This window comes from Acidovorax sp. Q11, from assembly GCF_054950075.1.
In genome coordinates this window covers 288,078-300,863 of the sequence record NZ_JBUDZG010000001.1, presented here as the reverse complement: position 1 = coordinate 300,863, position 12,786 = coordinate 288,078, and the positions used below count along the sequence as shown (strand labels likewise).

The following is a 12,786-nucleotide window of genomic DNA, read 5'->3' as shown; positions in this document are numbered from 1 at the left end:
CGCTCGCCCCTGAGACCCACCCCGCATGCCCACCCTCGACTGGCTCCACCGCGCCGCCGCCTTCACCATTGCCGACCAGGTGCCCTACCGCCTGCTGGAGACCGTGTCGCACCACGGCAGCAGCGGCAGCCCGGAAAAGAGCACCAACAACCTGCTCATCCACGGCGACAACCTCGAAGCGCTCAAGGCCCTGATGCCGTTCTATCGCGGCCGCATCAAGTGCATCTTTATCGACCCGCCCTACAACACCCAAAGCGCGTTTGAGCACTACGACGACAAGCTCGAACACAGCCAGTGGCTCAGCATGATGCTGCCCCGGCTGGAATTGCTGCGGGATCTGCTGAGTGAAGATGGGTCCATCTGGGTGACCATTGACGACAACGAGGCGCACTACCTCAAGGTGTTGATGGATGAGGTGTTTGGGCGGGGAGGATTTGTGTCAAACGTGATTTGGCAAAAACGGTTTTCTCCGAACAGCACCGCTATTCATCTATCCGATTCGCACGATCACGTCCTAGTTTATGCAAAAGACAAATCTAGCTGGAAGCGAAATCTTCTGCCAAGGACGGAAAAGGCAGACGCGAACTACAAAAACCCTGACAACGATCCGCGCGGGATTTGGACTTCGAGCGATTTGTCTGCAAGAAACTTTTACTCATTGGGCGAGTACGGCGTCACCACTCCTGTGGGCACCGAGATACATGGACCGCCGCCTGGACGCTATTGGACGATATCTAAAGAGAAGTTTCTTGAACTCGATGCAGACAACCGAATTTGGTGGGGTGCAAAGAGAGACAACCAGCCAAGACTCAAGCGCTTTCTGGCAGACGTGCGACATGGTGTGGTGCCGCAAACGATATGGAGCCACGAGGATGTGGGTCATACCCAGGAGGCAAAGAAAGAAGCCCTGACATTCAACTCTGCTGATGTATTTGGTACTCCCAAGCCTGAACGCTTGATGAGGCGCATTCTTGAAATCGCCACCAACCCCGGCGACCTCGTCCTCGACAGCTTCCTCGGCTCCGGCACCACCGCCGCCGTGGCGCACAAGATGGGCCGGCGCTGGATTGGCATCGAGATGGGCGAACACGCCCTCACCCATTGCCTGCCGCGCCTGCAAAAGGTGGTGGCGGGCGAGCAGGGCGGCATCAGCGCGGCGGTGGGCTGGGGCCAGGGCGCAGACGGGGCACCGTTTGACGGTGGCGGCTTTCGCCTGGCGCGGCTGGGCGCGCCCGTGTTTGGGGCCGACGGCAGCATCGACCCCGGCGTGCGCTTTGCCACGCTGGCGGCCTACATCTGGCAGCAAGAAACGGCCACCGCGTGGGATGCGGGGCAGGGCACACCCGGCACGCCGTACCTGGGCATTCACTCTGTTTTTGATAGCGTCTTACGCATGATGGACGCGCGGGAAGGGCTTATTTCGTCTGAAATCTTGGAGCCCGCCCCCGCCTCCTCACCCGCCGACACCCCGGACGGCACCCCAGCGCCAACCCCCACGCCTGTGCTGCGCAGCCGCACCGCGTATTACCTGCTGTTCAACGGCATCCTGGGCGACAAGCGCCCGGCGGGCGGCAACGTGCTCACGCACGCGGTGCTGCAGTCCTTGCTGCAACTGCACGCCGCCACGCCCCACCCCGGCGCGCCGCTGGTGGTCTACGGCGAGGCCTGCCGCCTGGGCGCCGCCCGGCTGGCGCAGGCCAACGTGGTGTTCAAGCACATTCCGTATGACGTGAAGGCGCGGTGAGCAAGACCATGGCCCCTGCAAAACCGCCCCGCAAGCAGGAGAGCCGCTACGTGGAAATGGTGTGGAGCGAGGTGCGCCTAGTCCACGTGGTGGATGCAACCGACAACGCGCACTATGGGGTGTACTCCTCAAAAACAAAGCCGCTCGTGGGAGCGGCTTTGGAAAACAAGGTGGGAATATAGGATCGCCTGACTGGGTTGCCCCGTGGTTCCAGCTTTCACACGGCATGGAGCCGAATTTCGTTCCCACCGCATGATTTTAACGGTCGAATATGAATAAGCAGTCATCAAGGTTGATCGCCGTTGCGAACGGTTGGGGCGCGGCAACGCTACCCAATCAACAGGAAACTCTCTCCCAATGGGGTTGAAAAAGTTATTTGAACTCAAGGAGTTGGATTGGGGTTGCGCTTGCAGTTTGTCCCCATCGGATTCCATTCATTCCTATCCATGACCACCCTCACCCTCAAGTCCTACCAGCAGTCTGCCCTGGAAGCCCTGGCCACCTATGCCCGCGCTGCGCGCATCCAGGGCCCCGCTGCGGCCTTTGCTCAGCACGCAGGCCGCGCCTATAACGCCGACGCCTTTGGCCCCGATGTGCCCTGCGTGTGCCTGCGCATCCCCACCGGCGGTGGCAAGACGGTGCTGGCTGCGCACGCGGTGCCGCTGCTGGCGGCTGAGTGGCGCTGCACCGATGCGCCCGTGGCCGTGTGGCTGGTGCCCAGCGACACCATCCGCACCCAAACCTTGCGCGCGCTGCAAACCAGCGGCCACCCCTACCGCGAGGCGCTGGAGGCGGTGTATGGCCTGGGCTTGCGCGTGTGCTCGCTCGACGATGTGGCCCAGGTGCCCGCGCCGCAGTGGGGGCGGCAGGCGGTGGTGATTGTGGTGGCCACCATCCAGAGCTTTCGCATTGACGACGCGGGGCAGCGCAATGTGTACAGCTTTACCGAGGCGTTTGAGCCGCACTTCAAATACGCGCTGGCGCAGGGCTTGGGTGCCGAGGGCGGGCGCGACCTGGCCTGCCTGCACGCGCTGCCCGATGCGGTGGTGACGCCCGAAGACGTGGCGCAAGACCCCACCGGCATCCTGGCCGGCTTTGTGGGCCAGCCGCGCTGGAGCCTGGCCAACTGGCTGGCGCTGCACCGCCCCATCGTTATCGTGGACGAGGCACACAACACCAAGACGGACAAGAGCTTTACGGCGCTGCAGCGGCTGAACCCCTCGTGCATTCTGGAGCTGACGGCTACACCCATCGAGGCGCGCACCAATGTGCTCTACCACGTGAGCGCGCAGGAGCTGGCGGCCGAGAACATGATCAAGCTGCCCATCGTGTTGGCCGAGCACCCCGAGGGTTGGCCCGCCGCTGTTTTTGGCGCGGTGCAGACGCAGCGCAAGCTCGAAGCCGAGGCGCTCAAAGACGAGGCCGAGGGCCACGGCTATGTGCGCCCCATCGTGCTGTTCCAGGCGCAGAACGTGGGCGACGAGATGCCGCCCGAGGCGCTGCGCAGCTACCTTATCAACGAGCTGAAACTGCCCGAAGCCCAGGTGGTGGTGGCCACCGGCACCACGCGCGGGCTGGAAGACCTGGACCTGGCCGCGCGTAACTGCCCCGTGCGCTTCATCATCACCGTGCAAGCCCTGCGCGAGGGCTGGGACTGCCCCTTTGCCTACGTGCTGTGCAGCCTGCAAAAGCTCAGTAGCGCCACGGCGGTGGAGCAATTGTTGGGCCGCGTGCTGCGCATGCCCTATGCCCAGCGGCGCGGGCGCGAGGCGCTGAACCGGGCCTATGCCCATGTGTGCGCGGCCGAGTTCTCGGCCGCCGCCCACGCGCTGGCCGACCGGCTGATTCACCACATGGGCTTTGAGGCGCTGGATGTGGCGTCGATGATTGCCCAGCCTGCCACGCTGCCGCTGTTTGGCGGCGATGGGGATGAGGGTTTTGAGCAAAATAGGCCGTCACCGCCCGTCCAGCAAGCTCCAATAGCTACTAATTTTGAAGCGCTGCAGGCCACGCCCGAGCTGCTGGCTCTGCCTGGTGTGGTGGTCAAGACCATTGCTGGGGCCGAACAGGTGGTGGTGGCCGGGCACATCGGGCAAGACACCGAGGCGCTGATGCTGGCGCAGGTGCGCGGCCCCAAAAAGCAGGAGCAACTGCGCGAGCAGGTGGCCCAGCACAACGCGCTGGTGGCCGCGCAACTGGCACCCGCCGCGCGTGGCGTGCCGTTTGCGCCCTTGCCCACGCTGGCCTACCGCGAAGACGCTCAGGCCCCCCTGTGGCCGCTGGAGCGCGAGGCCGTGCTCGAAGCGGTGGAGCTGGACTTGCTCACGCCCCAGGCAGTGCAACTGCCGGGCTTTCAGGTGGCGCAAGAGTCGGACGTGTTCGAGATCAGCCTGAGCGCCGATGCCCGTGTCACGCTGCGCCGCACCGACGTGGACCAGATGGCCATGGACTACGGCAGCAGCTCCATCAGCGCCGAAGACCTGGTGCGCTGGCTGGACCAGTCGCTGTTCAAGCAGCTACACGAGCTGACACAAAGCCAGCGCCGCGCCTACCTGGCGGCGGTGGTGAACGATCAGTTGCACCGCTGCGGTGTGCCGCTGGTGGTGCTGGCGCAGGCGCGGTTTCAGCTGGCGCAAAGCATTACAAACCACTTTGGCGACCTGCGTGATGCAGCGGCCAAGCAGCAGTTTCGGCAGCTGGTGCTGCAGGCGGGCAGCGCGGGCGCTTGGCTGGTGGAGCCCGACTGGGCGCACCCGCATGTGTTTGAGCCTGGGCGCTACCCCGCGCCCGTGCTGTCGCGTTACGCGGGGCGCTACCAGTTTGGCAAGCACTACTTCCCGGTGCTGGCCGATTTGAAGGACGGCGGCGAAGAGTTTTTGTGCGCCAAGCTGATTGACGCGCACCCGCAGGTTAAGCACTGGGTGCGTAACCTGGACACCGCCCCGTGCGGTTTTGGCCTGCCCACATCGCGCGGGCGCTTTTACGCCGACTTTGTGGCCGAGCTGGTGGATGGCCGGGTGGCGCTGCTGGAATACAAGGGCGCGCATTTGCTGAACGACCCGTATGAGATCGAGAAGAGCCAGGTGGGCGCGCTGTGGGCGCAGGCCAGCGGTGGGCGGGCGGTGTTTGGCTGGCTGGCCAAGCAGCAGGATGGCCTGGGCCTGCAGCAGCAAATCAACGCGGTGCTGGCCTGACCATGCCGCAAGCTCCGTTGCCGGACTTGACGGATGTGCCGCACCTGGCGGAACCGGCCCCGCCCACCGGCCCGCGTCCCATCGAAATCGCCCTGCTCATCAGCGTCTTCGTCGTGGCCGCCTGCGGGCTGCTGTACGAGCTGGCGGCGGGGGCGCTCGCGTCCTATGTGCTGGGCGATTCGGTGCTGCAGTTCAGCACCATCATCGGCACCTACCTGTTTGCCATGGGCGTGGGCTCGTGGCTGTCGCGGTACTTTGAGCGGCAGCTGCCTGCGCACTTTCTGCGCATCGAGTTGCTGGTGGCGCTGATTGGGGGGCTGTTGCCCGCCACGTTGTTCCTGGCCAATGCCTACACGCCGGGGGCGTTCCGGTTTCTGCTGTACGGCATGGTGCTCATGGTGGGCACGCTGGTGGGGCTGGAGATTCCGCTGGTCATGCGTATCTTGAAGCGCAACGTGGCGCTCAAGGACCTGGTCTCGCAGGTGCTCACGTTTGACTACCTGGGCGCGCTGGCGGTGTCGATGGCGTTTCCGTTGCTGCTGGTGCCGCACCTGGGGCTCATCCGCACGGGGCTGTTGTTTGGCGTGATGAATGCGGCCGTGGCGCTGTGGGCAGTGTGGCTGTTCCGGCACGAGCTGCGGCGGCTCAAGGCGCATCTGGCGGCCTGTGTGATGGTGCTGGGCATTCTGCTGGCCGCGCTGGCGGGGGCCGAGCACATCACGAGTTTTGCCGAGGACAAGTTCTACCAGGACCGCATCGTGTTCACCTCCGCATCGCCCTACCAGCGCATTGTGGTGACCCAGGGGCGTGCGGGGCATCGGCTCTACCTCAACGGCAACCTGCAGTTTTCGCAGAGCGACGAGTACCGCTACCACGAGGCCCTGGTGCACCCCGCCATGGCGGCCCACGGGGCGCCCAAGCGGGTAGCGGTGCTGGGCGGCGGCGACGGCATGGCCGTGCGCGAGGTGCTCAAGTACCCCTCGGTCGAGTCCGTCACCCTGGTCGAGCTGGACCCGGCCATGACAAAAATCTTCAGCGAGAACCCCACGCTTGCGCGCCTGAACGGCCATGCGCTGCTGAACCCCAAGGTGACCATCGTCAACACCGATGCGTTTGGCTGGCTGCAGCAAGGCAGCGTGAGCGCCGCCCGGCCGCCCGAAGGCGCGAAGGCCCCCGCGGGGGGCAGCGAACCACGCGGAGCGGGGAGCGTGGGGGCGACAGCCCTTTTCGATGTGATCGTGGTGGATTTCCCGGACCCCACCAACTTCTCCATCGGCAAGCTCTACACCAACAGCTTTTATGCGCTGCTGGACAAGCGCCTGGCGGCCAGTGGTTATGCGGTGGTGCAGACCACGTCCCCGCTGGTGGCCCGTAAGAGTTACTGGACGGTGGCGCACACCATCGAGTCCGTGGGCTTGCAAACCGCGCCGTACCACGCACATGTGCCCAGCTTTGGCGAGTGGGGTTTCATCATCGCCAGCCGCCGGCCCTGGCGCATGCCCGATGCGCTGCCGGATGGCCTGCGGTTTCTGAGCCTGCCTTCGCTACCGCTGCTGTTCGACTTTCCGCTGGACATGGCGCGGGTGCCCGCAGAGGTGAACCGCTTGTCCAACCAGGCCCTGGTGCACACCTACGAGCGCGAATGGGGGAAGCACTGATGCCCCCCCTGAGCGGCTGCGCCGCTTGCCCCGCAGGGGGACGCACCCGGTGGCCCGGCAAAGCCAGCTCCACGCGTGCACGGGCCGGGGCGCGTGCCGGTATCGAAGAGCATGTGCGGCACGCTGTGACACGCAGCCGCATGCCAGGCGGCCCGCAGGTCCCTAAGACCGTTCACGCTGAGCCTGTCGAAGCGCTGCGCGGGCAGGCTCCGTCCGGGCGGCTTGGGACGATTGACCGCAGACTCTGACAACAGACTTCGACGCCATGCAACGCCGCCATTTCCTCGCCACCGCCGCCGCATCGGCTGCCGCAACGGTGCTCCTGCCGGGTTGCGATAAGGCCCCCCCCGTCTTGGAGGGCGGCTTCACCGGCATCGACATGGCCCGAGGCCACCAGCTGCGCGACCTGCTGAAAACCGGCAGCCTGCCCGCCCCCGCCGTGGTGCGCCGCGCGCAGGTGGTCATTGCAGGCGGTGGCGTGGCCGGGCTGGCCGCAGCACGCGCGCTGCGGCTGGCGGGCGTGCACGACTTTGCCCTGCTGGAGCTGGAAGATACCCCCGGCGGCAACAGCCGGGGCGGCGCCGTGAACGGCATCACCTGCCCGCAGGGAGCGCATTACCTGCCTGTGCCCGGCGACGACGCGCGCGAGGTGCAGGACCTGCTTGAAGAACTGGGCGTGCGCCAGCGTGTGGCCGGGCGCTGGCAGTACGACGAACGCCACCTGTGCCACAGCCCGCAGGAGCGTTTGTTCTTTGACGGCGAATGGCAAGAGGGCCTGCTGCCCGTGCACGGCGTGGGCGAGGCCACGCTGGCGCAGTACCGCCGCTTTGCCCGGGCCGTGGACGCCGAGGCCCGCACCGCCCGGTTTGCGATGCCTGCGCTCAAGCTATGGAGCCAAAAACAGCCGCTTGCGCCTGCCCATCAAGCGCTGGATGCTATAAATTTTGATGACTGGCTGGCCGCGCAGGGGCTTCATGATGCCCACCTGCGCTGGTACCTCGACTACTGCTGCCGCGACGACTACGGCGCGGGCGCCGACCGTGTCTCGGCCTGGGCGGGCATCCACTACTTTGCCAGCCGCCACGGGTTTCATGCGCCTGGCGAGGCGGTGGACGAAGCGCGCGAAAGCGTGCTCACCTGGCCCGAAGGCAATGGCTGGCTCACCCAGCGCCTGGCCGAACCCCTGCAGAGCAGTGCCCACGGTGGCGGCCAGCTGCGCACCGCCACCAGCGTGCTGCGCATCACCGAAAGCCGCCACGGCGTGGAGGTGGATGCGCTCAACCACCGTACTGGCAACGTGGAGCGCTGGGTGGCGCCGCAGTGCATCGTGGCGCTGCCCGTGCTGTTGGCGGCGCGGGTGGTGCAGCAGCCGCCGGCCTTTCTCACGGGCGCAGCGCAGCGCCTGCAGTGGGCACCCTGGCTGGTGGCCAACATCCACATCCACAGCCCGCTGGCCGACCGCCCCGGCGCCGCACCCGCATGGGACAACGTGCTCTATGCCGACCCCACGGCCGGGGGCCTGGGCTATGTGAACGCGGGCCACCAGCGCCTGGACCCGCGCGCCGCCCTCACCGGCCCCACCGTGCTCACCTACTACCAGGCACTGGGCGATCTGGCCGACGGCCGCCGGCAGTTGGCCACCCAGCCCTGGCAGCACTGGGCCAACGCCGCACTGGACGCGCTCTCGGTGCCCCACCCCGACCTGCGCGAACGCGCCACCCGCGTGGACATCACCCGCTACGGCCACGCCATGGCCATCCCCACGCCCGGGGTGCTGGAATATTTGAGCAAAATTGGCCTTCACCGCGCGACCAGCAAGCGCAAACAGCTATCAAAAGAAGAGCAAACACCCTGGATCCCCACGCCCACCACCGCGCGCCTGGCGTTTGCGCACAGCGACTGGTCGGGCTACTCGGTGTTTGAAGAAGCCTTCACGCGCGGGCACGGCGCGGGCCTGGTGGCCGCAGGCTGACCCCGATGGCGGGCACCGAACTGCACATCGACGTGGCGCAGCAGCGGCTGGCCCTGGTGGTGGACGGGGCCACGGAACGCAGCTACCGCATCTCCACCGCGCTGAACGGCGTGGGCGAACGCAATGGCAGCGGTTGCACCCCGCGCGGCCAGCACCGCGTGCGCGCCAAGGTGGGCGCGGGCTGCGTGCCCGGCACGGTGTTTGTGGGGCGACGGGCCACGGGCGAGGTGTATTCGCCCGAACTCGCCGCCGCCCACCCGGGGCGCGACTGGATCCTGAGCCGCATCCTGTGGCTCACCGGCTGCGAGCCCGGCGTGAACCGGGGTGGTGCGGTGGACACGCTGCGCCGGTACATCTACATCCACGGCTGTCCAGATGACTGCGCGATGGGTGTGCCGCTGTCGCACGGCTGCGTGCGTTTGGCCAATGCCGATGTGATCGACCTGTTTGACCGGGTGGTGGTGGGCACGCGGGTGACCATCCACAGCACCCCAACCCCTTGGACCACAGAGCGCACGGAGGGCACAGCGCCATGACAGACCCGGCCCACCCCGCCAGCCCGGCGCCTTCGCTCAACCGCCGCTTCCTCGTTTTTCTGGGCCCGCTGGTGCTCACCAACATGCTGCAGGCACTCACCGGCACGGTGAACCACATCTACGTGGGGCGGCTGCTGGGCGCGGGCTCGCTCGCGGCCGTGGCTTCGTTCATGCCACTGTTTCTGTTGCTCAGCGCCTTCATCTTCGGGCTGGGCACGGGGGCGTCCATCCTGGTGGGCCAGGCCTTTGGTGCACGCAACCATGCGCGTCTGCACGCGGTGGCGGGCACCACGCTGTGCGCGGGGCTGCTGCTGGGCCTGGTGCTGGCTGCGCTGGGGGTGGTGGTCGTGCAGCCCCTGATGCTGCTGCTGGGCACCCCCGCCGATGTACTGCCCCAGGCGGTGGCCTATGCACGGGGGATGATGGTGCTGTTCCCCGTGCTGTTCACCTCCATGCTCACGGCCGCACTGCTGCGCGGCACGGGCGACACCGTCACCCCGCTGCGCGCGCTGGTGGTGTCGCTGTCGGTCACGGTGGCGTGTGCGCCGCCGTTCATCCAGGGCGTGCCTGCCCTCGGGCTGCCTGCGCTGGGCATTCTGGGCGGCGTGGCCGCGCTGCTGCTGGCCACGCTGTGCTCGCTGGGCTACACGGCCTGGCACCTGCGGCGCCGCGCCCATGTGCTGGCCCCCACGCGGGCGCTGCTGGCGCAGGTGCGGCTGGACGCGGCCTTGCTGCGCACCCTGGTGCGGCTGGGTGTGCCCACGGGCCTGTTCTTCATCACCGGCTCGCTGGCCGACCTGGGCCTGCTCAGCCTGGTCAACGCCCATGGCTCGGCCGCCACGGCGGCCTGGGGCGCGGCCAGCCAGGTCATGTCGTATGTACTGTTCCCGGCGATGGCCGTGGCCATTGCGTCGTCGGTGTTTGCGGCGCAGGCCATTGGTGCGGGCCAGGGGCAGCAGCTGGTGGCCGTCACCCGCACCGGCATGCGCATGAACCTGTGGCTCACCGGTGGCCTGGCCGTGCTGGTGTTTGCTGCCGCGCCTTGGGTGGTGGGCCTGTTTGTGGCCGACGCGCGGGTGATCGACATCGCCGCGAGCGTGCTGGGCATCACCGTGTGGGGCGCGTTTTTCTTCGGGCGCGCCAGCGTGTACTCGGGCGTGATGCGCGCCAGCGGCACGGTGCTGGCGCCCACGCTCATTTCGCTGGGCTGCCTGGCCTGCCTCATCGTGCCGCTGGGCTGGGTGCTGGGCCGCCAGTGGGGCCTGGTCGCCACCTGGGCGGCCTACCCCGCCACCTACCTGTGCGCCATGGTGTTGCAGGGGCTGTACTTCCATGGCGTGTGGCGGCGCCAGGCGGTGCAGCGTCTGATCTGATCAAAAAAGGGCTTCTGCGCCTGATAGGTAATCCTGAATAGCTATAAAAATAATAGCTATCTCGGAGCCCTGCTCGCCAAGCTATCGGCATGGCCGTCACAGCCCCGTCACGCGCTGGCGGCATCGTGGACGTTTTACTTTTTTTGCCCCAGCCACCATGTCCCGACTCTCTGTCCTGGCCGCCTGCGCCGCGATTGCCTGCGCCGCCGTTTCCCCTTCTGCCATCGCCCAGCAGGCCTACCCCGCCACCCTGGCCGGCCACGCTGTGCTGCCGGCCTTCACCGTCATCCCCGCACCCAAGGATGCGCCGCAGGACCTGCAGGTTGCAGGCAAGTTCACCACCCCGCGCCGCGTGGAGGCCGTGGGCACGGTGATGGGCCAGTCCGGCGGGCGCAACACGGGCGTGTCGCTGCCCTTCCAGGGCCAGCCCATCCAAGGCCACTCGGGCATCAAGCGCATGGCCGATGGGTCGTTCTGGATCCTCACCGACAACGGCGCGGGCTCCAAGGCCAACTCGCCCGACTTCATGCTGCACCTGAGCCACTACGGCGTGGACTTTGCCAGCGGCCAGTTCCAGCGCCGCCAGACCGTGTTCTTGCACGACCCCGACAAGAAGGTGCCGTTCCGCATCACCCACGAAGGCACTGAAAAGCGCTACCTCACGGGCGCCGACTTCGACCCCGAAAGCTTCCAGTTTGCCGGTGGTGCGCTGTGGATCGGTGACGAGTTCGGCCCCTTCCTCATCAAGGCCGACCTGGGCGGCAAGGTGCTGGCGGTGTTCGAGACCAAGGTGGACGGCAGGGTCGTGCGCTCGCCCGATGCGCCTGGCGTGTTGATGCCCGGCGCACCCGACGCGAAACCCACGCCGTTCGAGGTCAAGCGCTCCAAGGGTTACGAAGGCATGGCCGCCTCCAAGGACGGCAGCAAGCTCTACGCCCTGCTCGAAGGCGCGCTGTGGAACGACGACGCCAAGGCCTACGAAAACGTGGGCGGCAAGCAATACCTGCGCGTGCTGGAGTTCGATGTGAAGACCGAGCAATGGACCGGTCGCCACTGGAAGTACGTGCTGGAGGCCAACCACCACGCGATTGGCGACTTCAACATGATCGACGGCAGCACGGGCCTCATCATCGAGCGCGACAACGGCGAAGGCACGGCCGACAAGGCCTGCCCAGAGGGCCAGAAGCGCGCGGACTGCTTCCATGACCTCGCCAAGTTCAAGCGCGTCTACAAGGTGGAGATGAGCGATGCCAACGTGGGCGGCGAGATCCGCAAGATCGGCTACATCGACCTCATGAACATCCAGGACCCCAAGCGCCTGGCCAGGAAGCCGCTGAACAACGGCGTGCTGACTTTCCCGTTCTTCACCATCGAAAACGTGGACATCGTGGACAGCACGCACATCGTGGTGGGCAACGACAACAACCTGCCCTTCAGCAGCAGCCGCGATCCGAACAAGGCGGATGACAACGAGCTTGTGCTGCTGGAAGTCGGCGAACTCTTGCGCGCCAAGTAACCCAGCACCAGCGCGCGGTGGGGGCCGGGTGGCAAAATTCCCGGTTCCCGTTCCAACGTACCCGGAAGCCGCGCCACCATGTTCACAGGCATCGTCCAAGCCACGGCAGGCATTGCCGCCATCCACGACCGCGCAGGGCTGCGCACCTTCACGCTCGATTTCCCCGAGGGCTTCTGCCAGGACCTGGCCATTGGCGCCAGCGTGGCCACCGATGGCGTGTGCCTCACGGTCACCGAAATCCTGTCGCCCACGCAGGCCAACTTCGACGTGATGCTGCAGAGCCTGAACATCACCACGCTGGGCAGCTACGGCCAAGGTGACCGCGTGAACGTGGAGCGCGCGGCCAAGGACGGCGCCGAGATCGGCGGCCACCCGTTGTCGGGCCATGTGGACTTCACCGGCACGCTGATTGAGCGGCGCGAGTTCGACAACAACCTGGTGTGGCGCGTGGCTGTGCCCGAGGCGTTTCGCCGCTACATCTTCGCCAAGGGCTACATCGCCATCCACGGTGCCAGCCTCACGGTGGCCGAGGTGAACCGGCAAGAGGGCTGGTTCGAGATCTGGATGATCCCCGAGACCCGCCGCGCCACGGTGTTTGAAACCAAGCAGGTGGGCGACCGCCTGAACATCGAGATCGAGCGCAGCACCCAGGTGGTGGTGGACACCGTGCGCGAGGCCGTGCAGGAGAGCCTGGGCCGCCTGCAGCCCGTGCTGGAGGCGCTGCTGAAGGAAAAGGGCCTGTCGCTGGACGACTTTGTGCAGGCGCCCGTGCTGCCGCACTGATTGAACCAAG

8 protein-coding genes are annotated in these 12,786 nt (G+C 66.6%); all 8 read left to right on the top strand.

All coding sequences use genetic code 11. The features are described 5' to 3' along the window. The first annotated feature begins 79 nt into the window (after nucleotides 1–79). The 8 genes from ACYZGB_RS01360 (at nucleotide 80) to ACYZGB_RS01325 (ending at nucleotide 12,776) form a co-directional block, all read left to right on the top strand. Nucleotides 80–1,744, top strand: a complete 1,665-nt coding sequence (locus ACYZGB_RS01360) for a site-specific DNA-methyltransferase (RefSeq protein WP_462386389.1) — start codon at nucleotides 80–82, stop codon at nucleotides 1,742–1,744. A 446-nt stretch (nucleotides 1,745–2,190) separates the two neighbouring features. Continuing rightward, nucleotides 2,191–4,938 carry a DEAD/DEAH box helicase gene (locus tag ACYZGB_RS01355; RefSeq protein ID WP_462386388.1) on the top strand — a complete coding sequence of 916 codons (2,748 nt, stop codon included), beginning with the start codon at nucleotides 2,191–2,193 and terminating at the stop codon, nucleotides 4,936–4,938. Nucleotides 4,939–4,940: 2 nt separating this feature from the next. Then, nucleotides 4,941–6,596 carry a polyamine aminopropyltransferase gene (locus ACYZGB_RS01350; RefSeq protein WP_462386386.1) on the top strand — a complete coding sequence of 552 codons (1,656 nt, stop codon included), beginning with the start codon at nucleotides 4,941–4,943 and terminating at the stop codon, nucleotides 6,594–6,596. Between the two features lie 265 nt (nucleotides 6,597–6,861). Next, nucleotides 6,862–8,568: an NAD(P)-binding protein gene (locus ACYZGB_RS01345; RefSeq protein WP_462386384.1), complete on the top strand. Its 1,707-nt coding sequence runs from the start codon at nucleotides 6,862–6,864 to the stop codon at nucleotides 8,566–8,568. A gap of 5 nt (nucleotides 8,569–8,573) precedes the next feature. Continuing rightward, nucleotides 8,574–9,104, top strand: coding sequence for a L,D-transpeptidase family protein (locus tag ACYZGB_RS01340; RefSeq protein ID WP_462386383.1), 531 nt, complete (start codon nucleotides 8,574–8,576; stop codon nucleotides 9,102–9,104). Beyond that, the gene (locus ACYZGB_RS01335) at nucleotides 9,101–10,477 is read left to right on the top strand and encodes an MATE family efflux transporter (RefSeq protein ID WP_462386381.1); all 1,377 of its coding nucleotides are present in this window, start codon (nucleotides 9,101–9,103) and stop codon (nucleotides 10,475–10,477) included. The genes ACYZGB_RS01340 and ACYZGB_RS01335 overlap by 4 nt, the downstream gene beginning before the upstream one ends. A 157-nt stretch (nucleotides 10,478–10,634) precedes the next feature. Continuing rightward, nucleotides 10,635–11,993: an esterase-like activity of phytase family protein gene (locus ACYZGB_RS01330; RefSeq protein ID WP_462386380.1), complete on the top strand. Its 1,359-nt coding sequence runs from the start codon at nucleotides 10,635–10,637 to the stop codon at nucleotides 11,991–11,993. Nucleotides 11,994–12,071: 78 nt separating this feature from the next. Continuing rightward, entirely contained in the window at nucleotides 12,072–12,776 is a 705-nt protein-coding gene (locus ACYZGB_RS01325) for a riboflavin synthase subunit alpha (RefSeq protein ID WP_462386379.1), read from the top strand. Nucleotides 12,777–12,786: the final 10 nt, after the last annotated feature.